At 47.1% G+C, this 23,283-nt stretch carries 18 protein-coding genes; 5 read left to right on the top strand and 13 right to left on the bottom strand.

Going from position 1 to position 23,283, the window contains the following annotated elements:
* Positions 1 to 100: 100 nt before the first annotated feature.
* Positions 101 to 3,382, bottom strand: a complete 3,282-nt coding sequence (locus RTL34_RS07800) for an ATP-binding protein (RefSeq protein WP_312115982.1) — start codon at positions 3,380 to 3,382, stop codon at positions 101 to 103.
* Between the two features lie 378 nt (positions 3,383 to 3,760).
* On the opposite strand from RTL34_RS07800, the gene cysM reads away from it, so the two are divergent.
* Genes cysM through RTL34_RS07780 form a run of 4 tightly spaced genes read left to right on the top strand, consistent with a single transcriptional unit; the run spans position 3,761 to position 6,855 of the window.
* Positions 3,761 to 4,684 carry a cysteine synthase CysM gene (cysM, locus tag RTL34_RS07795; protein WP_312115981.1) on the top strand — a complete coding sequence of 308 codons (924 nt, stop codon included), beginning with the start codon at positions 3,761 to 3,763 and terminating at the stop codon, positions 4,682 to 4,684.
* Positions 4,685 to 4,723: 39 nt separating this feature from the next.
* On the top strand, positions 4,724 to 5,593 hold the full coding sequence (locus tag RTL34_RS07790) for a 3'-5' exonuclease (RefSeq protein WP_138018195.1): 870 nt from the start codon (positions 4,724 to 4,726) through the stop codon (positions 5,591 to 5,593).
* Positions 5,590 to 6,294 (top strand): fumarylacetoacetate hydrolase family protein, encoded by a 705-nt coding sequence (locus RTL34_RS07785; RefSeq protein ID WP_312115979.1) that lies wholly within the window; start codon positions 5,590 to 5,592, stop codon positions 6,292 to 6,294. The genes RTL34_RS07790 and RTL34_RS07785 overlap by 4 nt, the downstream gene beginning before the upstream one ends.
* Positions 6,295 to 6,312: 18 nt before the next feature.
* Positions 6,313 to 6,855 carry a hypothetical protein gene (locus RTL34_RS07780; RefSeq protein ID WP_286130675.1) on the top strand — a complete coding sequence of 181 codons (543 nt, stop codon included), beginning with the start codon at positions 6,313 to 6,315 and terminating at the stop codon, positions 6,853 to 6,855.
* Between the two features lie 188 nt (positions 6,856 to 7,043).
* On the opposite strand, the gene RTL34_RS07775 is transcribed toward RTL34_RS07780, so the two are convergent.
* Positions 7,044 to 10,010 (bottom strand): insulinase family protein, encoded by a 2,967-nt coding sequence (locus RTL34_RS07775; RefSeq protein ID WP_312115977.1) that lies wholly within the window; start codon positions 10,008 to 10,010, stop codon positions 7,044 to 7,046.
* Between the two features lie 284 nt (positions 10,011 to 10,294).
* Here RTL34_RS07775 and RTL34_RS07770 point away from each other — a divergent pair, with 284 nt between their 5' ends.
* Complete coding sequence (locus RTL34_RS07770; protein WP_312115975.1) at positions 10,295 to 11,308, top strand: adenosine kinase; 1,014 nt, start codon at positions 10,295 to 10,297, stop codon at positions 11,306 to 11,308.
* A gap of 96 nt (positions 11,309 to 11,404) precedes the next feature.
* On the opposite strand, the gene RTL34_RS07765 is transcribed toward RTL34_RS07770, so the two are convergent.
* From RTL34_RS07765 to RTL34_RS07715, 11 genes are all read right to left on the bottom strand, one after another.
* Positions 11,405 to 12,580 carry an isovaleryl-CoA dehydrogenase gene (locus RTL34_RS07765; RefSeq protein WP_312115974.1) on the bottom strand — a complete coding sequence of 392 codons (1,176 nt, stop codon included), beginning with the start codon at positions 12,578 to 12,580 and terminating at the stop codon, positions 11,405 to 11,407.
* A 16-nt stretch (positions 12,581 to 12,596) separates the two neighbouring features.
* Positions 12,597 to 13,529 carry a hydroxymethylglutaryl-CoA lyase gene (locus tag RTL34_RS07760; protein WP_312115972.1) on the bottom strand — a complete coding sequence of 311 codons (933 nt, stop codon included), beginning with the start codon at positions 13,527 to 13,529 and terminating at the stop codon, positions 12,597 to 12,599.
* Entirely contained in the window at positions 13,526 to 15,622 is a 2,097-nt protein-coding gene (locus tag RTL34_RS07755) for an acetyl/propionyl/methylcrotonyl-CoA carboxylase subunit alpha (protein ID WP_312116089.1), read from the bottom strand. The genes RTL34_RS07760 and RTL34_RS07755 overlap by 4 nt, the downstream gene beginning before the upstream one ends.
* A 50-nt stretch (positions 15,623 to 15,672) precedes the next feature.
* The gene (locus tag RTL34_RS07750) at positions 15,673 to 16,434 is read right to left on the bottom strand and encodes a hypothetical protein (protein ID WP_312115970.1); all 762 of its coding nucleotides are present in this window, start codon (positions 16,432 to 16,434) and stop codon (positions 15,673 to 15,675) included.
* Between the two features lie 31 nt (positions 16,435 to 16,465).
* Positions 16,466 to 17,263 (bottom strand): enoyl-CoA hydratase/isomerase family protein, encoded by a 798-nt coding sequence (locus RTL34_RS07745; RefSeq protein ID WP_312115968.1) that lies wholly within the window; start codon positions 17,261 to 17,263, stop codon positions 16,466 to 16,468.
* 103 nt (positions 17,264 to 17,366) lie between these two features.
* Positions 17,367 to 18,983: a carboxyl transferase domain-containing protein gene (locus RTL34_RS07740; RefSeq protein WP_312115966.1), complete on the bottom strand. Its 1,617-nt coding sequence runs from the start codon at positions 18,981 to 18,983 to the stop codon at positions 17,367 to 17,369.
* An 88-nt stretch (positions 18,984 to 19,071) separates the two neighbouring features.
* Entirely contained in the window at positions 19,072 to 20,808 is a 1,737-nt protein-coding gene (locus tag RTL34_RS07735) for an AMP-binding protein (RefSeq protein WP_100274279.1), read from the bottom strand.
* A gap of 441 nt (positions 20,809 to 21,249) precedes the next feature.
* A complete protein-coding gene (locus tag RTL34_RS07730; protein WP_312115960.1) occupies positions 21,250 to 21,645 on the bottom strand; it encodes a hypothetical protein in 396 nt (131 codons plus the stop codon).
* Positions 21,646 to 21,674: 29 nt separating this feature from the next.
* Positions 21,675 to 22,040, bottom strand: a complete 366-nt coding sequence (locus tag RTL34_RS07725; protein ID WP_076775523.1) for a SirB2 family protein — start codon at positions 22,038 to 22,040, stop codon at positions 21,675 to 21,677.
* An 89-nt stretch (positions 22,041 to 22,129) separates the two neighbouring features.
* Positions 22,130 to 22,465: a BolA family protein gene (locus tag RTL34_RS07720; protein ID WP_284034896.1), complete on the bottom strand. Its 336-nt coding sequence runs from the start codon at positions 22,463 to 22,465 to the stop codon at positions 22,130 to 22,132.
* Positions 22,466 to 22,668: 203 nt separating this feature from the next.
* Positions 22,669 to 23,124 carry a DUF441 domain-containing protein gene (locus RTL34_RS07715; RefSeq protein ID WP_312115955.1) on the bottom strand — a complete coding sequence of 152 codons (456 nt, stop codon included), beginning with the start codon at positions 23,122 to 23,124 and terminating at the stop codon, positions 22,669 to 22,671.
* Positions 23,125 to 23,283 lie beyond the last annotated feature (159 nt).

Genomic DNA, 23,283 nt, shown 5'->3' with positions numbered 1-23,283 from the left:
TGTTGGTTTGGCACAAGAGGCGATATCAGACGATACGTTTAAGAAAGGTAACGTGAAATAGCAAGTGTGCCAAACCTAGGCAGCATTGTGGTGATGGGCATCAAATTATCTTCCAAGTCATATCGTTTTCTTTGAGCTGGGCATATTTGAGCGCAGGGAATTGACTCAAATCAGCCTGTGCCAAGTTATCGAGCGCTTGTAGCATTTGCTCATAATAAGGCGCCAAAATGGCAAATTGCGCAGGCGAGCTATTGTTGATATTTAGCAAGCACTTGTCTTCAAGATTTTGGCTGGCTTGGCGTAGCTGTGGTACGCCCGTATAACGACTCGCCCCTAAAATTCGATGCGCGACGTGAGACAAGGCTTGCCTGTCGTGGCGCTGCCAAGCCTGCTGCAAGTCACTTTTTTCCTGCTCAATTGATTCAATCAGCAGGGTAATTAAATTGGCTGCCAAATCAGGCTTACCTGCTACCCGCATCACCGCATCATCCCAATCAATGACCGCAAGACTTGCTAGTGACTCAGCGCTATGCTGGCTGCTGACCGATGGTAGGCTTGGCAGATTAGCGTTGTCATCGGTGGTAGTCGTTGAGGCTGCTGATGGCGTATGAGCAAATACGCCACTCTCTTTGGGGGTGATAGTTGCAGTACGCAGGTTATTTGCCCCAGACGCTATCGAGCGCGCCGAGATGGGTGAGTTGATAGCAGATTTGTCAGAAGCCACATCAGCGGTTGAGTCAAAAGTAACATCAGCGGACACGGACGTGCTGTGTTTACCCAACCAGCGTTGCAGGATTTGCAATAACTGGGCTTGACTGATTGGTTTGCCCACATAATCGTCAATCCCAGATGCCAATAATTTATCGCGTTCATCCGATAGACTATGCGCGGTCAGGGCAATAATCGGAATATGTTTATGTCCTGCTTGCGTTTCAACCTTACGGATTTGGATGGCGGCTTCACTGCCTGACATTCTTGGCATTTGAATGTCCATAAAAATCAAATCCACGGCGGTATCGCTTTGTGACTGGTGGGTGGTGATGTATTCAATGGCGTCAAACCCACTATTAACCGTCACCACATTAATGCTCAGCTCAGCCAATAACGCTTCTAGTACCAATAAATTGGGCAGATGGTCATCCACGGCAAGCACAGTAAAGCCATGCCACTGCGGCAGTGTGGGCTCTTGGCTGCTGGCAGAATTACTATCGAGCAGCTGATAAAGCTGGCGACGATCGAGCGGCTGATACAAGGCTTGTGCTTGGTAACGCGACAACAATTCTGGCTCAAGATTGACTTGATAGCCAAATAGTAGCAATTTACCGGCATAATGTAAGCGTACTTGTTTGAGCAGCGACGTGGTATCCTCAGTGGTGCCATTGTCCACAATGACCCAATCCCAATGATTGCCTGTTTCTTTGAGCGATTCAAGTAGGCTGGCTAGCGTGCTTGCGGTAGTAATGGCAATCGGCAATTCACGCAGCGAGCCTTTTAACACCTGTAAGCTTGCAGGATGGTCAATCCAAACCAAAATATTTACCGCAGTAGTGGTATCAGCCGCCACATAACCGGCATCGCTTTTTGGCGCGACGATGGCAGGTAACTGCCAAATGGGGTCATGGATAAGCAGCCGCTGCTGCTCTTGGTTACTGATGCTCATCGGCAAAGTAAACCAAAACGTCGTGCCTTTGATTTTGTGCGATTGGCTCGCATCACCCGCTTGCTCAGTGGCGTTGTCATAAAAACCAATATTGCCGCCCATCAGATAGGTAAGCTGTTTTGAAATCACCAACCCTAGCCCCGTACCGCCGTACTGGCGAGTAATCGAAGGATCGCCTTGCGAAAAACTTTGGAACAGCACTTTTTGATGCTCAGGCGAAATCCCGCGCCCTGTGTCTTGCACACTGATACGAATTAAATCATCGATGTCATCATCCAGACTGACCCGCACAATGACCTCGCCATCATCGGTAAATTTGATGGCGTTGTTAACAAGATTGGTCAAAACCTGCTTGGTGCGTAACGCATCCCCCACCAGATAATGCGGTACATCGTCATAGAAGAACACCGCCAGGCGTAAATCTTTCTCTGCCGCCAGTGGCGATAGCATATCCACCACATCGTAGATACTGGCATACAGGTCAAATTCATGACTATCTAGTACCAATTTACCGGCTTCAATCTTAGAAAAATCAAGTACGTCATTGACCAGTGCTAATAGGTGCGCAGAAGACTTACGAATCGTTTGCACGTACAAGTCTTGCTCGGCGTTTAAGCCGCCATGACGGGATAATAGGTTGATAAAGCCATCAATACTGTTAAGTGGGGTGCGTAATTCGTGACTGATATTGGCTAAAAATGCCGATTTGGTTTGACTGGCTGAAACCGCGGCATCACGCGCATTGCGAATTGAGATGTTCTGCATTTCCATCTCGTCAAAAGCCAATCGCAAATCATCTTCGGTCTGTTCGGCGTGATTTTTGAGTTCTTGGAAACTTTTGTGCAGACGTCTTAAGGTCTTGACCAAATCCTGTTGCAGTTGGTTGATTTCACCGCTGGCGTTGATGGTCATCGGTTTATACAGGTTGTTGGCGTTGGTGCGCTGCAAATGTAACCGCATCTCATAAATCGGCGCAATCCAGCGTCTAGCATATATATGGGTGGTCAATAGCAGCAGCAAAATGGTAAAGAGTCCGGTAATCGCTAACGCTAACATCACTTGATAGCGAGCCACTTGTAGCGGCTCATTATCAATATTGACAATAAGCCACAAGGTCGGTAGTGGGGCAGTCGCATTGGCGGGCGGGCTTAGTACCAATTTTCGACCAAATAAACTACTACCCTTGCTATTAAACAGGCTGTTGGATTGGGCGTTGAGCTGTGTCAGCAAATAAGTTTGCTGCGTATTGCTTTGCGCCTCAAGGTGGCGTCCCAAAAAAGGCAACAAGCGCGGATTGGGCTGTTGTGACAAATCACCAAAACTGACCAACACTTTACTTTGTTCGTTGACAATCGCTACGCCTTGCAAGTGTTTGTTGTTGATGGCATTTTGTAGGGCAAATTTCACATTGTCTTGCAGTGTCGCCAATTCTTTGGGCGACAGCTCAGCTTTATTTGAGCCATTATTGCTATTAGGCTGAGTGCTAGTTGCAGATAGCGCTTGGTTGATTTTAAGCAGATTCGTCTGCATAGAAGCGGCGACTGGCTGCAGAGTCAGCAGCAAATTATCCGCGGTTGATTGCTGAATGGTACGCGCAGCACGGCTGGTATCTGATAACACCAAAAAACCACCCGTCAACGCGAGTACGCTAATCGGCAAAAACACCAACAGTATCAACTGTCCATAAGCGGTGGAGAAATCCAAGTGAAATCGTTTGCTCACATTGCTAGCCTTGCATCAGCCTAATTTAGGCATCTGATTTTTTATCAGGGTTTTGGGGTATAGCGTTTTATTTTATAGGATTTTAGCCAATTTTGCTTGTGCCGCTAGGGTTTTTGTCGCAAGTAAATTTTTGACAAGTGTATACCCCAGTAAAAAATCGAGATAAAATCAGATGAGGTAGCGGTGGAAAAATGGCTGGCACAATAATCATGATTCGCCACTGACGGGTGATACGAATTTTGCTAAACTACGCGCGCAATCCAAAAAATTTACTGTTAAAAAAACTAATCAACGCTAGCTAATCTATAAGCTAGACTAAATGCGTCTGCGCAAAATTCGTATTATCAAACGTTCATGGCCAAAAACTAAGGTTGTCTTATGACCCACAATAATTTCATCACTGAAATCAGCACGCTCAATGACTGCATTGGACATACGCCACTGGTCAAGCTGGCGCGATTTGCACCGCAAACCGACCAAGGCACAGCCACCCTGCTTGCCAAACTTGAAGGTAACAATCCAGCGGGCTCAGTGAAAGACCGCCCTGCGTTTAATATGTTTTATCAAGCGGAACTGCGTGGCACTATCAAGCCAGGCGACACCATCATTGAGGCCACCAGTGGCAATACAGGCATCGCCCTAGCCATGGTCGCGGCAATGCGCGGCTATGCCATGACGCTGATTATGCCTAGCAACTCTACCCAAGAGCGTAAAGACGCGATGGCAGCATATGGGGCGACACTGATTGAAGTCGATAACATGGAGTCGGCACGCGACCTTGCCCAGCAAATGCAGGCAGAAGGCAAAGGCATCGTACTCGACCAGTTTAACAACCCTGACAACAAACAAGCCCATTATCTGACCACAGGTCCTGAGATTTGGCAGCAAACGAATGGCACAATTACCCACTTTATTAGCTCAATGGGAACCACAGGCACCATCATGGGCGTGTCCAAATACCTAAAAGAACAAAACCCAAATGTGCAAATTATCGGTTTACAACCTGCTGAAGGCGCTAATATCGCCGGGATTCGCCGATGGCCAGCCGCCTATTTACCAAAGATTTTTGAGCCAAGTTTGGTGGATAGGGTGATGGACATCGATCAGCACGATGCGGAAGTGTTTATGCGTAAGCTTGCCCGCGAAGAAGGGATTTTTGCGGGGGTATCATCCGGTGGTGCGGCGTGGGCAGCGTACCAAATCGCTAAAGAACACCCGGATGCGGTGATTGCATTTATCGTCTGTGACCGTGGCGATCGTTATCTATCAACAGGGTTGTTTGGTGTTAAAGATGACGCTTAATACCCAATAACCTAAAGCAGAAACTAACAAGGAAGTATTATGGCTACGCCAGCGCCGATTTTAGTATTTGATATCGAAACCATACCCGATGTTGCCACAGGCAAGCGGCTATACCCTGAGTTGGCTGGGTTATCGGATAACGATGCCATGACCAAGCTTATGGCACTGCGTGAGCAAGATGTTGGGCATCCTTTTATGCCCCTGCCCTTGCACCAAATCGCTTGTCTTTCGGTGTTGTGGGTCGCGGGCGGCAAAATGACCCTCAAATCGCTGTCGCTGGCTGACCATAGCGAAGCGCAAATGATTCAAACCTTTTTTAATGCCATTGAAAAAAATCCGTTGTTGGTGAGCTGGAATGGCAAGGGCTTTGATATACCCGTCATGGTGTATCGGGCGTTACAGCATGGTCTAACCGCGCCCAAGCTGTTTAGCCAAACCGGTGAGATGAGATACAACAACTATATCAACCGCTATCATGACCGTCATACCGATTTGATGGTGAAGCTTGCCATGAATAGCACGTCGCAAAAACTTGATGTCGTGGCATCCTTATGCGGCTTTGCAGGCAAGCAAGCGTTGGACGGCTATGATGTGGTGCCTATGGTGCAAGCAGAGGCATGGGATAAGCTCACTACTTATTGTGAAAGTGATGTGCTTAATACTTGGCTGATTTTTTTGCGCTACCAACGACTCACGGGACAATTTTCAGCGCAGCAAAGCGAGCAATGGGAGTCCACCACCCGAGACTATCTGCAATCGTTCACTAATCAAGACAATAGCCTGCGCCATGATAAATTTTTGCAAGCGTGGCAACCTGCTAGCAATTTAGCCGCTGACCAACGTGTCACTGATATCGCCATCACCCAGCTATCATCTGATAACCCAACCACCCAAGTAGAATCACCATGAATACGATTTTTCCACCCAGCCAAGTGGTGGCACTGCCCATCCATCAATCTGAGCAAACCTTTCCTGTCCGCCGCGTGTATTGCGTGGGGCGCAACTATGCCGACCACGCCCGAGAAATGGGTAGTGACCCAGACCGTGAGCCGCCATTTTTCTTCTGTAAAGCCAGTGACAGCGAGTCGATTATTGCGGTTCGACCCGATAGCGTTGCCCAATTGCCTTATCCGACTAAAACGCAAGCGCTACATTATGAAGTAGAATTGGTGGTTGCGATTGGCAAAGATGGCGCCAATGTGAGTGTAGCACAGGCACATGAGCTGATTTTTGGCTATGCCGTGGGGCTCGACATGACGCGCCGCGACTTGCAAAACGAAATGAAAAAATCGGGTCGCCCGTGGGAGATTGGCAAGGCGTTTGACTATTCGGCACCCATTGGCGAAATTTATCCCGTTGCTAGCGTTGCTGAGATACAACAAGCGAATATTTCACTAGCGGTGAATGGCGCGCCCAAACAACAAGGCAATATCAATCAGTTAATCTGGAATGTGGCAGAGACCATTGCCAATTTATCTGAGTTTTTTGAGCTCAAAGCAGGGGATTTGATTTTTACAGGCACGCCAGCGGGCGTCGGTGCGGTGGTCAAAGGCGATACCATACTGGCGCAAATTGACGGACTGGGTAAAATTGAGTTGGTAGTGGTTTAGAATTAAGTGATGTTAATCATGAAAAAATTAATATTAGCACTTATGTTGTTTATGGGTTTGACATGTCATGCAGAGTCAAAAAATTCTGACATTGAAAAAATTCTTGTCAATTCATATTTTGAAAAACCGATTGATAAATCACAAGTTGCTTCTTTAGACCAACAAATTATTTTATCCAATTTTGCGGTATCTGCCACAGGCTATTTTTATCACCGCTGCTCTAAAATTTCATCTGATTATGCTGATAAAGTTCAGTTTGTAAAAGATAATTTATTAGCAATTTTTCCAACGATACAAAGCGATTTGGCTCAAACGCATCAATGGCAAGATAATTTTGAAAAATTGGATAAAAAGGCATTGGCTACACTTGAAGTCATTACCGCAGTTAATCGCCTTGACGAGAATTTTATCAATGAACCGTTAATTGAAAAATCGCTATGTGATGGTTTTATTAACAATTATGGGGGTAGCAATGCTAAACAGGCTTGGTTACATTATTACCAACAAGCATTGCCTGTTTTGATTGATGAATTTAATCGAGTGTATATAAAAACAAACTAGGCGAGAATTATCTAGCCTAATTGTCCATAATTAAGTAATAAAACAAAATTCAATATATCGTTGTAGGTCGTGTTAGCGACAGCATAACACGACTGTCACCCTTGAAGTTGTCGGGTTACGCCATAAAAGACGGACTAACCCGACCTACAATGATATTACCATTTAACATGGTATCACTACTTAAATTATTAAATCACCTTTTCCACTTTAAAACCCATTTTTTGCATGAGTTCAGCTTTATCAAACGGCGCAAGGCTTGCGCGTGTGTAAGGCTTGTCTTTGAGGTAGGTGGTTGTCACCCGCTGTAAGTCATCAAGGCTGACCGCCAAGATTTTGGCACGCATTGCTTGTTGCCAGTCTTTGCCGCGACCATGTAACTCAGCAAACAGCGCCTTGACCGCTTCACCCGCCGGGCTTGCGGGCTTATCCATGCCTGCCATCAATCCTAAAATCGCTTCTTCAATCCAAGCATCGGTTTTTTCGCCTGTAGTTTGCGCGAGTAACCAATCAATACTACCCAAAAAATCATCAAACGTGGCTTGGTCACGCGGGTCACGGTAGCTATAAAACTTGAAAGAGCAAGCGTTACTATCATAGCTGGCGCCGCCGCCATACGCGCCGCCTTGCTCACGAATGGTACGATGCAGATAGTTGTTGCGTAGCACGCTTGACAGCACCATCAAGGCAGGGGCATCGGGATGGTTGGTCGGCACCGCATCAAAGACAAGCGCATGATGAAATACATTGGTTTGTGCAAGCCACGCGATATCGCGACCGTCAGTGGTAATGGGCGATTCGATTAAGGTAGCGGTAGGCTCGTCAACAGGCGCTTGCCAGCTCTCACTAATCGCTTGCTGTAGCGTCGGTAATATCTCTGCTTCGGCGATGATAAGCGCTTGTTTTGGCAAGGCTTTGATGTAGCTATGCAAACTGGCTAAGCGCTCTCCGAGCTTTTGCCATGCACTGCTATCTTGCTCCGCTTGCTGCAAAAATTCAGTTAAGCTATTTAATGCAGGCAAACCACCGCGTACATATTCAAGACGGGCGATTTTACTGGTGTTACGGCTCGCTGTTTGCATGGCATACGCATGACCTGCATTGGCAAGGCGCGATTGCCAGCCCATTTGTTTTTGGGTCAGTAGCTCTTCCATCCGCGCATATTCAGTAAAAATAGTGTCGTTGAGTACTTCTTTAAGCAGCTCAATCGCTTCAAATTTACGTGACAATGAGCGGGTAGCGACCACCAAGAAGCTATCCATTTTTTCGGGATTATCAGGTGACGTGCGCTGGCTGATTCTGACAGTCACACCGCTTGAATGGCGTGCTTGTCGCGCTTGAAATGCCAAGGCATCGTGTTTGCGCGTGCCCACTTCGCTGATCAAGCTCAGATAGGTTGGTAAATCTGGATGATTGATGAGCGCTTCATGACCTTCTAGGGGTATAATCACTTGATAATAGTACAGACCATTGGTGCCTGCTTCATATTCATACAACGTACTTGGCACACCACTTAAAGTGATATCGCGTTTTGTACCTGTTTTAAATTGAATTTGGGCAGGAATATCCGCCAATCCCACTTTGGGTAGCAAATCCACATCATCAGGCGTAGCTTGGCGTTCGGCAAGGGCTTTGGCTTGGCTGATGAGTGCATTACGGGTGTCATCGGTCAGTGCCGCTGCGATGGTGTCAAGTTTGGCTTGCTCATCCTTGGCTTGTTGCTCAGATTTGCTCGCATCAGGGATGAGTGTCAAGCGCACGCGATGCGGATTGTCGAGCAAAAAGCTGCGAATCAAATTGGCGATAAAATCAGGGTTTTGTACTTGCTCACGTAGCCAGTTTAAGTTTTCATCGATATCCCACACATGCATGGGGTCGCCGTCGTGGATAGCAGTACTAAAGCCTTCAAGCATCAAATTTAGACCATATGGCATACTATCGCCACCGATATGACGTTGGTCGATTTCGATTTGGTGCAAAATGGTTTCAATCGCTTCACTGTCCACAGGCTGGTCTGCCACTTGTTTGAGTAAGTCCAAAATCCCTTGCTCAATGGCATCGCCATGCTCAGGCTCGGAGCCACGGACACCCGCATAAAACACCATCTGATAATGGCTGTCATCCAAGCCCAGTAGCGGCGTTGGGGCAGATGCCAGCGGATGGCTATCGAGATACGCCCGCAGCGGCGAACCTGCATGTTCAACCAATACGCCTTCCAGTAGTCGCATAGCCAGGCGCTGCTTACCGTCTAAAATCGATGGTAATAACCATGCCATGACGTGATGGGTTTGTTTGGGTTTCACCGTATCGACACTGTAAGTGTCCGTCACGCTGATTGGCGCGGTCAATGATTTTTCGAGTCGTGAGGCGTGTTTTTGCCCTTTAGCAAACGCTTTGCCTGCCACCGCCAATGCATCCTCATGGATACGGGCTTGGGTCTCTGCCACCGGGATATTGCCAAAGCTCATCACCACTGCATTGCTTGGGTGATAGTGACTTTGATGAAACTTGACCAAATCAGCGTGAGTCAGCTCGGTAATGGCAGCGGGCTCACCGCCAGAATTGTAGTGATAAGTGGTAGTGGGGAATAAATGACGCGCCAGCGTATGATACAACTGGTCAATCTCGCCACTCATCGCGCCTTTCATTTCATTAAACACAATGCCCTTATATTGTGGTTTGCCGTCATCATCAAGCTCCACGCGAATCCCTTCTTGGGCAAAATCGAGCGGATTTAAACTTGGGAAAAATGTCGCATCTAGGTACACCGACAACAAATTAAAATAATCTTGACGATTTTGGGTGGCAAACGGATACGCCGTCCAATCTGCCGCAGTAAACGCATTCATAAACGTATTGAGCGAGCGCTTAATCATGCTAAAAAACGGGTCGCGCACGGGATATTTTTCAGAGCCACACAGACTGGTGTGCTCCAAAATATGCGCCTCACCACGGTCGGTCATCGGCTGGGTGCGAAAGCCAATCATAAAGGCATTTTCATCACTCGGGTGGGCAAGATGATAGTGGATTAAGCCTGTGGCGTTATGTTCGCTCACCAGCACATCAAGCGATAACGCATCGATGCGCTCATGTGAGCGTAGGGTAAAATCAGGGTGTAGGGTCAAATCTAAAGCAGAGTCGTGAGAAGTTGCGGGCATGAAGTTACCTGTGTGTCATCATAATATTTGTCAGAATTTATCAGCAAAACCAACTGTAAAAAAACAGAAAGTATAGCAGTTTTGTCGGATTTATTTTGAGTTAAATGGGGTCAAAACCTGCTTTATAAAGGCAAAAAAACACAGATACCACAGATAACACAGCGCCACTCATTTGCCCGTGTCAGCCAATTTTCAGATATTAACTTTGACGGTTTTAATTTACAATGACACCACGTTGAATTTAACTCATCTATTTTTTCCAAAATCGTTAAAAAGGAACCACAATGGCAAAAATCGTCGCCATCGGCAATGCGTTAGTCGACAGTGAATTTGTCGTCACCGATGCACAGCTTAACGCCACAGGCCTGACCAAAGGTAATATGACCCTAGCCAGTCACAGTGAGCAAGCTGACCTCATCGCCTCGCTCAACACGCAAAACATTACCGCGACCAAACAAGCCGGCGGTGGCTCGGCTGCCAACAGTATCTATGCCGCAGCAAGCCTTGGCAGCGATACTTTTTACGCTTGCCGTGTCGGTGAAGACGAGGCAGGGCGTTTTTATTTGGCAGATTTAAATGCCGCAGGTATCAAGACATCCACCAAGTCATTTGCTGATGGTACTACAGGTAGCTGTATGGTGATGGTGACTCCAGATGGCGAGCGCACCATGCAAACGCATTTGGGCACATCCGCAGAAATCAGTGAAGCGGATATTGAGTTTGATGCGCTCAATGATGCTGATTGGTTGTACCTTGAAGGTTATCTTGCTATGTCACCCTCGGTACAACAGGCGATTGCTCAGCTAAAACAACAAGCCAAAGACAAAGGGGCTAAAATCGCGGTCAGTTTTGCCGACCCTGCCGTGGTCAAGTTTGGTCGCGAAGGACTTGATGCCATGCTAGAAGGTGGCGTGGATGCGGTGTTTTGTAACTGTGATGAAGCGCAGCTATTTACCCACCAAACCAGTCATTCGCAAGCGGCAGCAGCGTTATTGTCAGTTGCCAATATGGCAGTGGTGACCAATGGCGCAGCAGGGTCAATCATTGCAGTGCGAGACGATGTTTCACGTGAAACAAAATTGATTGACGTGGCATCGCTACCCGTTGACCAAGTGCTAGATACCAATGGCGCAGGTGATAATTTTGCGGGCAGTTTTTTATACGCGCTATCGCACGGTCATGCGTTGGCAGATTGTGGCAAATTAGCCAGTAGCATCGCAAGCCAAATTATTCAGCAGTTCGGACCCCGTCTCAAACCGGCGCAATACCAAGCGATTTTACAATCAACCTTAACATAGCACATGGCTAATAAGGCGGATTTTGACAACCTATTTTGACAATCTAATAAAAAAGCCCTAGTTTTAGCTAGGGCTGGTGCTAATAAAGCTAATCAATTAAGCGGTTTCGTTGAACAGCTCACGACCAATCAGCATACGCCGTACTTCGCTAGTACCTGCGCCAATCTCATATAGCTTAGCATCACGCCAAATACGACCCAGTGGGTACTCGTTGGTATAGCCATTGCCGCCAAAGATTTGGATACCTTCTCCTGCCATCCAAGTGGCTTTTTCCGCTGTCCACAAAATCACGCTGGCGCAGTCTTTACGTACTTGGCGCACATGGTCTGAGCCTAGCATATCCAAGTTTTTGCCCACGGTGTAAAGAAAGCTGCGTCCTGCCTGTAAGGTGGTATACATGTCCGCCACTTTACCTTGAATCAACTGAAATTCACCGATGGCTTGACCAAATTGCTTGCGGTCGTGGATGTAGGGAATGACGTTATCCATCACTGCTTGCATCAGCCCGATAGGACCTGCGGCGAGTACCGCACGTTCGTAGTCCAAGCCACTCATCAAGACTTTAACGCCGTTGTTAAGACCGCCTAGAATGTTGTCGCTTGGCACTTCGACATTGTCAAACACCATCTCGCCCGTGTGGCTGCCGCGCATACCGAGTTTGTCAAGTTTTTGCGCAGTATAAAAGCCTTTCATGCCTTTTTCTACCAAAAACGCGGTGATGCCTTTTGCTCCAAGTGCTGGCTCGGTTTTGGCATACACCACCATCACATCGGCATCCGGTCCATTGGTAATCCACATTTTTGAGCCGTTTAATACATATACGCCACCTTTGTCTTCGGCACGTAGTTTCATGCTGGTCACGTCTGAGCCTGCACCGGGCTCACTCATCGCCAAGGCACCAATGAATTCACCGCTGATGAGTTTTGGCAAGTATTTTTGTTTTTGGGCGTCTGTACCGTTGCGTTTGATTTGGTTGATACATAAGTTGGAGTGCGCGCCATAGCTTAGCGCCACTGAGCCTGATGCGCGGCTGATTTCTTCCATGGCGACCATATGCGCCACATAGCCCATGTCCACGCCGCCGTAAGTTTCGGGTACGGTAATGCCATGCAGCCCAAGCTCGCCCATTTTTTGCCACAAGTCCATCGGGAATTGGTCGGTGCGGTCAAGCTCGGCAGCACGTGGGACGATTTCGGCATCGGCAAAGGCTTTGACGGTTTCGCGTAGGGCGTTGATGTCATCGCCAAGTTGGTAATCGAGTCCTAGGTTCATAGTCATTCCTTGTTTATTAACTGACTGTTAAAGATTTACGTTTATTTAAAATCGCTGTTGCCACCTTTGAGCCATTTTGCCTGCCCAAAAACGCGCTAATTTTTTGTCCGACATCGACCAGTTTGTCGAGGTCAATGCCCGTTTCAATACCCATGCCATGTAGCAGATATACCACATCTTCGGTGGCGACATTGCCGGTTGCGCCTTTGGCATACGGACAGCCGCCAAGCCCTGCTACCGAGGTATCAAACTGCCATACACCCATTTGTAATGCTGCTAAGGTATTGCTAAGTGCTTGACCATAGGTGTCATGAAAATGCCCAGAGATATTGTCAATGTCAATGTAACGCAAGGCAGCATCCAACGCTTTTTGCACTTTGATGGGCGTGCCCACGCCGATGGTGTCAGCAATGCCAATATGTTCAGCGCCAATGGCAACGAGTTTTTCTGTCACATAGGCGACTTTATCGGGGTGAATCTCACCTTCATACGGGCAGCCTACGGTACAAGAGATGACACCGCGCACTTTGATGCTATGTGCTTTGGCGGCGTCAGCCACGGGGGCAAAACGCTCGATACTCTCAGCGATGCTACAGTTGATATTTTTTTGGCTAAAAGCTTCACTCGCTGAGCCAAAAATCACCACTTCATAATTGGCAAATTGGTCACGGTGGGCAAGGGCGGCATCAAAGCCTTTCATATTGGGTGTCAGCACGGAATAGACCACGTCATCGCGCTTGCTAATGCCATCTAATACGGCATCATTGTCCGCCATTTGTGGTACCCACTTTGGCGACACAAAACTGGTGGCTTCAAGCTTGCGCACCCCTGCACCAATCAAGCCGTTAATCAACTCAATTTTGACGTCGCTGGGTACGGTTTGTTTTTCGTTTTGTAGTCCGTCTCTTGCGCCCACGTCGATGATTTTGACAAAGTTTGGATAGTTCATGATTGGCTGCCCGTATCAAGTTTTAATAGCTCATCGCCATCGGATACCAAATCCCCTGCTTTGAACAGCAACTCTGCCACCGTACCATCACTAGGGGCATTGATGGTATGCTCAATTTTCATCGCTTCAATCACTGCCAAGGCTTGACCTTTTTTCACTTCATCGCCCACATTGACCCGAAACGCCACCACTTGACCTGGCATGGGCGATTTTAGGCTGCCGCCATCTTGGGGCTCGATGCCCACATGCGCCATGCTATCCACCAAGGTGATGACATCGCTGGCATGATTTGAGAACACATATACTTGCTCATGTTGTCGCCATGCCTGCATCTGTTGGCGCTTACCGGCTGTTTCTCCGTCACTTAGCCATAGGGTAAAAGTATCATCAGCCGTGGCTAAATAACGAACATCGCCTTGATAGATGGGCGTGACAACGTCCGCGCCTTGTTTTTCGGTTTTGGCAATGGTGTTAATCGTTAGATGAAATGCCTGTTCCTTGGCTTGCTCGTTAATTTGGCTGATAACCGCACGCAATGGCTTATCGTGATACACCAAATCAAACGGACGCTCATAGTGGCTATACGCGCGCCATGCGTCGGTTTTGCTAAAGGGGTCGTGGTTTTGGGTTTGCGCTTCTTGTGCAAGCTCTTTGACAATCGCGGTGGCTACTAACCAAGGTAGTTCACCACGCTGCTGTCCAAACAGTACGTCTTTTTCACGCTCAATCAATGCCGTATCAAGATTGGCATATTTGAACGAATCTGATTGCACCACGTGACGCAAAAACGCCACGTTGTTAGGCAGACCGACAATACGGGTTTCTGCCAAGGCTTGGTCTAGTTTGGCAAGCGCTTGCTCACGGGTTGGCGCATGGACGATGAGTTTGGCAATCATTGAGTCATAGTACGGACTGATGACATCGCCTTCGCGTACCCCATCATCCACGCGCACATCCGACATCCTAAACTCGCTGTGAGTTGGCGTGCGATAAACGTTTAGCGTACCTGTGGCGGGCAAGAAGTTGTTGTCTGGGTTTTCAGCATTGATACGCGCTTCAATCGCATGGCCATTAATGGTCAAGTCTGCTTGTTGTTTTGGTAACGGCTCACCGCTGGCAACACGCAGTTGCCATTCGACAAGGTCAGTACCGGTAATCGCTTCGGTGACGGGATGTTCTACTTGCAGGCGGGTATTCATTTCCATAAAGTAGAAATTCATGCCACCAAATTTATCTTCGGGTGAACACTCACGTTGCTCTACGATAAATTCAACCGTACCTGCCCCCACATAATTGACCGCTTTTGCCGCCGCGATCGCCGCCGCGCCCATCGCTTCACGCATTGCCACGCTGACATCGGGGGCAGGGGCTTCTTCGAGCACTTTTTGGTGGCGGCGCTGTACCGAGCAATCACGCTCAAATAAATACACATAGTTGCCGTGACTGTCGCCAAAGACTTGAATTTCAATATGGCGGGGACGCAGGGCATATTTTTCAATCAATACGCTGTCATTGCCAAAGCTGCTAATGGCTTCACGTTGACATGAGCCTAAGGCGTCAATAAAGTCTTCGGTTTTTTCAACTAACCGCATGCCTTTGCCGCCGCCACCAGAGCTGGCTTTGATTAGCACAGGGTAACCAATTTTGTCGGCCTCGCTATGTAAAAATTCGGGGTCTTGGTTGGTGCCATGATACCCTGGAATGAGCGGTACATTGGCAGCTTCCATCAAGCGTTTGGACTCAGCTTTAAGCCCCATGGCAGTGATGGCAGAGGCAGGGGGGCCGATAAACACCAAACCCGCATCCACGCAAGCTTGGGCAAATTCGTCGTTTTCACTCAAAAACCCGTAGCCTGGGTGAATCGCTTGTGCGCCTGTCTGTTTGGCAGCCTCCAAGATACGCTCCCAACGCAGGTAGCTGTCTTTGGGCGCAGAACCGCCTATATAAATGGCTTCATCACACACGGCTACGTGCTTGGCAAAGCGGTCAGCGTCTGAATATACCGCAACGGTACGCACACCCAGTTTTTTGGCGGTGGCTGCCACGCGGCAAGCAATCTCACCCCGATTGGCTATTAAGATTTTTGAAAACATAGTCATAATTCCCTTATTTGTAAAATCCGTTGGCAAATTCTTTTTACCGATTATCGAATATATTTTTGCGCACTAGGTTTATAAGTCATTTGGTAATTTGATTTTTTGACCTTACCCTTTTTGACGTTATGATTATCGGGATAATCATGCTCAATAGCGTTGATTTGTATGGGGTAAAAACCGTTGCTTGCCGATTTTTGGCTTAAAATTGTAAGCTTACTTTCATAAGAATCCCAACCATCACCGTTGCCTGAACAGTCGCTATCAATGGGGTCAGCCATGAAAATGGCTTTGATTTGATTGCCGACTTGGGCATAAATATGCTTATTCACTTCGGTACAACCTGTTGAAGTATAGCCATATTCGCCATACCAGCCGAATTTGTCGGGTGCAATTTGTACCAATTTAAAATTACCTAGTTGCGAACTTCCGTAAGCCCCATTCGTAATATAGGGCTGGGTTGCGGCTAATTGCCACTGGTTATTGACTTGATTAAAAATGAATAACCCGCCAATACCTTCGGTTACATGCCCTGCATCTAACCCTGGTTCTGCATAATCACCATTGACCAATACATACAGTTGGGATTTGCCATTCAATGTTTTGATTTCTGCGTTCGTTACTTTGGCACAATAATGAGTTTCATCATGAGAAAAAAATAAACAGTCATTTTGATATTGATTGCCATAGTATTTGGTTAAGGTTTGTTCAATGGCATTAACTGCATTAGTTGGCAATTTGTCTTTGGCAAAGGCAGGTGTTGCTAAAGTTGAAATAACAATCATTGTAAGTGGGAAAAATAGTTCTTTCATGGTATGCCTTTAGCTTTTTTTATCACATCAATTAATTATTTAACCAGCTTGGTTTACGTTTTTGCAAGAATGACTGTACGCCTTCTTTACCCTCGGCGGATGCGCGGATATCGGCAATGCCTGCAACGGTATCTTTGATTAACTGCTCATTAATTTCGGCAAATGCCAAATCTTGCACCAGTTTTTTACACACCTTGACGGCATTTGGGCTGGCGTTGACCAAGTGTTTGACCAAATTATCAAGGCTTTGTGTAAACTCTTCTTCATCCACTCGCTCATGGATAAAACCGATTTTTTTGGCTTCTTTGGCATCAAATACTTCAGCGGTTAAGAAGTACCGATGCGCGGCTCTTGCACCCATCGCACGAATCACATACGGGCTAATGGTCGCAGGAATCAAGCCAAGTTTGACTTCGCTTAAGCAAAAATTGGCGTTTTTGACGCTAATGGCGATATCACAAGCCGCAACCAGACCCATACCACCGGCATACACATCGCCTTGAATGGCAGCGACAGTCGGTTTTGGACAGTGGTAGATGGTGGCTAGCATTTGCGCAAGCTTGCCTGCGTCCGCTAAGTTCTCATCGTGGCTATAATCCGCCATCGCGCGCATCCAGTTCAAGTCTGCACCGGCACAGAAGGCTTTGCCATTGGCAGTCAATACCACCGCACGTACTTCGTCTTGCTCAGCGCAAAATTGAAACACATCGGTCAGTTCTTGGATGACATCGTCATTAAAGGCATTGCGTTTGTCGGGGTGATTGAGGGTAATGGTCGCCACGTGCTGGTCAATGTCTAACAGTAAACTATCATAAGTCGGTAATTTCATCGTGTTTTTCCTTTTTTTTATTGGGTAATGTGGGAGTATTTTTGATGCTTGCTCAATGGTGATAGAACAACCAACCAAGACTTCCGATTTTACACGCTGAAAATTACATTCTAAATACACCAAAGGTGGTGTGTTCAATCGGTGCGTTGTAGGCCGCACTTAAGCCGAGTGCCAATACTTGACGGGTATCGGCTGGGTCAATCACGCCATCATCCCACAGTCTAGCCGAGGCATAATACGGATGACCTTGCTCATCAAATTGCTGACGCACTGGCGCTTTGAACGCTTCTTCGTCCTCGCTTGACCAGTGCTCACCTTTGGCATGGTACTGGCTGCGTTTGACCGTTGCTAATACCGACGCCGCTTGCTCGCCACCCATCACCGAGATACGTGCATTAGGCCACATCCACAAGAAACGTGGACTGTACGCACGACCACACATACCGTAGTTACCCGCGCCGAATGAACCGCCGACAATCACAGTAAACTTCGGCACTTTGGCATTGGCAACCGCCATCACCATTTTGGCACCATGACGGGCAATCCCTTCATTTTCGTATTTGCGCCCCACCATAAAGCCTGTGATATTTTGTAGAAACACAAGCGGAATTTTACGTTTGCAGCATAGCTCGATAAAATGGGTGGCTTTTTGGGCTGATTCGCTAAATAAAATACCGTTGTTAGCGATAATACCCACTGGCATACCTTCAATATGCGCAAAACCACACACCAGCGTCGTGCCAAAACGGGCTTTAAACTCATCAAACTCACTGCCATCGACGATACGCGCGATGATTTCACGGATATCAAAGGGCTTACGGGTGTCAGTTGGGATGATGCCGTACAATTCTTTGGCGTCGTATTTGGGGGGGCGCGGGGTTATTTGCGCGGTAGCGTGGTGGATGGGTGTTTTTTGTTGGTTTAAATTGCCGATGATGTTGCGCGCCAGTGATAACGCGTGTAAATCATTTTGGGCAAGGTGGTCAACCACGCCTGACAGACGGGTATGTACATCGCCACCGCCTAAGTCTTCGGCGGTCACTTCTTCACCTGTGGCAGCTTTGACCAGCGGCGGTCCACCCAAAAAAATCGTCCCTTGATCTTTGACGATAATCGACTCATCACTCATGGCGGGTACATAGGCACCACCTGCGGTACAGCTACCCATCACGACGGCGATTTGGGGAATGCCTTCGGCGCTCATATTGGCTTGGTTAAAAAAGATACGACCAAAGTGGTCTTTATCTGGGAATACTTCATCTTGGTTGGGCAAGTTCGCGCCGCCAGAGTCGACCAAATAGATACATGGCAAGCGGTTTTCTCGCGCGATTTCTTGCGCCCGTAAATGTTTTTTGACCGTCATCGGATAGTAAGTGCCGCCTTTGACGGTGGCATCGTTACACACAATCATACAATCAATGCCAGCGACACGACCGATGCCAGCAATCACGCCTGCGGCAGGGATATCGGCATCATACATGCCATACGCTGCCATCGGTGAGACTTCCAAAAATGGCGTACCGGCATCTAGCAAGCGCTCGACACGCTCACGCGGCAATAACTTACCCCGAGCCACATGTTTGGCGCGAGCAGACGCTGAACCGCCCTGAGCAATGACCGCAAGTTTGGCTTTGAGGTCATCAACGATAGTTTGCATGGCAGCGGCATTGGCTTGAAATTCCGCGCCATTTGGGCTTAATTTACTTTGGATAACCGTCATTGTAAATCCTAATTCTGTCAAAGGGTGCAGCTAAATTGCTATTAGATGCCCTCTGTATTTATGTTAAGTTTTTGCTGAAGTTGAAAATTTAGAGTCCCAATTCTTGTGTCATCGCTTCCACGATTTTGAATTTTTGAATTTTACCCGTGACGGTCATTGGGAACTCGTCGACAAACTTCATGTAAGTCGGTACTTTATAGTGTGCAATGTGATCTTTACAGAAATCACGGATGTCTTGTTCGGTTAAGTTGCTGTCTTTTTTGGGGATAATCCAAGCGGCGAGGACTTCACCAAATTTTTTGTCGGGTACGCCCACGATTTGGACGTCACGGATTTTTGGGTGGCGATATAGGTAGTTTTCGATTTCAACAGGGTAAATGTTTTCACCACCACGAATCACCATGTCTTTACTACGTCCGACGATTTTGACATAGCCTTCTTCGTCCATGGTTGCCAAGTCACCGGTATACATCCAGCCATCGACAATGGCTTCCGCCGTTTTATTGGTGTCATTCCAATAGCCGAGCATGATTGAGTAACCTTTGGTACACAGCTCACCTGTCTCACCGATGTCAAGCGTTTCACCCGTTTCTGGGTTGACGATTTTGACTTCTAGGTTAGGCTGTACCAGACCTACGGTTGAGACTTGTTTTTCAAGTGGCGTGTGCTGGTTGGTTTGACAAGATACCGGCGATGTTTCGGTCATGCCATAGGCAATGGTGAGTTCTTTCATGTGCATTTGGTCAATCACGCGGCGCATGACCTCAATCGGACAGCTTGAGCCTGCCATGATGCCGGTACGCAAAGTCGATAAGTCATAATTGGCAAAGTCTGGGTGGTCAAGCTCGGCGATAAACATGGTCGGTACCCCATGCAGACCTGTACATTGTTCTTTTTGCACGGTTTCAAGTACGGTGATGGGGTCAAAGCCATCATTGGGATACACAATCGTGCCACCGTGGGTCAAAATGGCAAGGTTGCCCAGTACCATGCCAAAGCAGTGGTAGAGCGGGACAGGGATACACAAACGGTCATCGGCAGTTAAGTTCATGGCTTCACCGATGAAATAACCGTTGTTTAAAATGTTGCGGTGGGTAAGCGTCGCGCCTTTGGGCGTGCCTGTGGTACCACTGGTAAATTGGATATTGATGGGGTTATTGGGGTTAAGTTTTTTGGCACGTTCCGCCACTGCCGGATCATCGGCATCGCCTTCGGCAATCCACGCTGAGAATTTTTGCATATAGCTAAAATCCTCAGTGGACTCTGGGCTGTCAATCCAGATGACCCGTTTGAGATTGGGTAATTGCACGAGCTCTAAATTTTGGTAGCTTTGGTGACGCGCTTCAGGTGCAAGCTCTTGAAGCATCACCGCATAGTCGCTAGATCTGAAGTGGCGCATCAATACCAGCACTTGGCAGTCGACTTTGTTGATGGCGTATTCAAGCTCAAAGATACGATAAGCGGGGTTAATGTTGACCAGTATAATACCGGCTTTGGCAGTCGCCAATTGCATGATGACCCATTCAACGTTGTTGTGTGACCAAATACCCACGCGATCGCCTTTTTGCAGACCCATACGAATCATGCTGCTGGCTAGCTGATTGACTTTACGCTGTAGTTCGCGGTAGGTGAGACGAATGTTTTGGTGCGCGGAAATTAAGGCGTCTTTATCGGGGTGTTGTTCCACCATCTGATCAAAAAAATCACCAATGGTCAATTCTATCAGTGGCGTGACCGGTCCTTTATCATAGCTTTGGGTGAGCGGGGCGTTGGCAGATTTCGCACCCATTACGATGCGTGGCAGGGTTAGCACGTCTTTGGTCATGGTAGCATCCTTACTATCGTGTTTTTTAGCGTGTTTTTCTATCGTTTTTTTGGGGGTTTACTAAAGGTATTGACGAAAGCTAGTGAAAACTTCGTGCTTACCTGAGTAAAAATTTTTACCCACTGATTAATACCCAAGTATTCCTTGACTTAAAGTATTGTTCTCACACGCATTTTAATTCATTTTTTTAAAATTTTTACCGTGTTTAACCATCAATATGTGACATATTAATCAATAAATTATGGACTTGTCAATCTAAAACGAGACAATCTTTATCGAAATAAAAATTATCTTTAAGCTAAAAAAATATTCGATACATATTCAATAGGTATTCAATGACACTTACTACCCCTAAGCCAGCCACTGATTTGGTTGACCATAAAAAAACCCATCTCACTATGAAAGATGGGTTCTACACTCAACAGGGTAAAATGGGATAAATTATTTTTCGCTATAGAGTTTGATGCCGGTAGCAAAGGGACATTGTTTTAAGCGAGCGGCTTGTACCATCGCATCTCGTTGTCCCATAGCAATCGATAGATTATGACGGTTGCCGCCATTGATTGAGCCTAAGCCGACACTCACGGTAGGATAAATACCATGGCGATTGCCCGATACGCCAATCCCAATGCCTGAAGCCTGCAAACCGGTGCGCTGATTGGCATTGGCATCAATGTATTGATTGACCCGTGTGTACTCATTGGCAAGCGCAACACAGTCATAGCTTTGGTAATTGTTGGCGGATACGTATTCAGGGGTAGGCGTGGTCATACACCCTGTCAAGCCTACCGCAGTGGCCGTCGCTAAAAGTATTGAGATAGCTAAATTTTTCATCATCCTACTCCCTTATGTTCACTGCTTCAGCCTTAAAATAGGTTGAGCGGTTTAACAAACGCTAGCGTCAAAATACCCATATAGGCAATAAAAGCAATCAACATACCTATTTTGGCTTGATTGGGCGTAGTCGTCTGCCGCGTGGCTTTGACAGTCGCCGAAATGGCAACAATGAGTAATACCATCTTGGCAATCAACCAGTGCGGCACTATACCTGCGCCAAACAATGGCATCGCCGTCACCGCGCCTGTTAAAATCACCAAGGCATACATCAGGTGTGCGCCGATTTTGGCAGATTTTGGCAAGCCTTGTCCTTTTGGTGCGGTAAATACCAACACGGCTTGCCACAAGAATAAGGCAATTAAAATCAATGCCATCAGCATATGTGCGTGTTTCATACATCAACCTTTTTTATAATAATATAGCGTAAATTAACTCAAGAGGTCTGTGGTTTTAGCTTATGTTGACACTCTTTTTTATCTGTATATTACCCTGCGTTTTGTCCTGCGCAATTGGGACTTTCGGGAGATTGTCCAACCGCTTGCCATTCTGCTTGTGTATAAGCATGAATTGAAAACGCGTGAATTTGCCCACCGCCTTGTGACAGTAACGCATGGATAAGTCCATATACCAACTGATGACGCTGTAACAAGCGTTTGCCTGCAAATGCCTCACTGACAATGGTCAGTTTAAAATGGGTTTCTTTGCCTTCAAAATAGCCAGCATGGCGCATCGACTCGTTTTCTAGCTGATAGACACTGGGCTGTAACGTTTGCAAACGCGCTGTCACGGCATCGGCAATCGGGGTAGCAAGTTGACTCATGTCGTCCTCGGTTCACTGATTTTATTCATCAAAAATGGGTAGTCAATGACAAACCTAACTGGTCACCACTTACCGCATTTTAGCCATTTTAGCATAGTTTTAAGGTAGCCTAATCTATCAAATTGGCTCGACTGGCAAAAATAATCTTGTGTCAATACCGCTCAAATTTTCTCTATGTTTGATGGCTCACTAGCTTCTATGGCTCACTTGGACCAATATAGCAAGGATAAAATACCCGCGGCAATTAACGGACCCACCGCCACCCCGCGAAACAATACCACCCCTGCTACTGTGCCAATCATCAGCCCCGTGACCACGTTGGGGTCAACTTTCATTAAATTCACCCCTCTTGCGCCCAGCCAAGTCACCAGCAATCCCACGGCGATGGCCAATAATGAGCGCCAACTGGCAAAAGAGGTTATCAAGGCTTTGCTACTGACTTGTTCGGAAGCGATGGGCGCAATGACGGCAATGGTGAGCAGCAAAATACCCAAGTTGAGTCCATATTGCTGAATATAAGAAAAGATAGGTTGGTTATGGGGTAAAAATTTGATGATAATCAGCGCAGTCGCACTGACCCAAATCGTGGGATTGTGCACAAAAATACCGCAGCCCAAAATGACGAACAAGACTAGCAAATTAATATCAAGCTGATTCATGAATTTACCCTATAGCGGTGACCAAACGCTTATTATGCCACTGACGATGCCACTGTGCTGTTGAGATATTTAAAAAACTTCAATCAATCGGTTTTTTGACAACTTGTTAGGCTTGCTAGATAAATTGATGGGTAGGTAAATTGTTGAGTAAATTGATGG

Origin of the sequence: Moraxella sp. CTOTU47915 (assembly GCF_031986685.1) — a bacterium.
Lineage (GTDB): Bacteria > Pseudomonadota > Gammaproteobacteria > Pseudomonadales > Moraxellaceae > Faucicola > Faucicola tetraodonis.
This window is presented reverse-complemented; position numbering and strand designations above follow the sequence as displayed.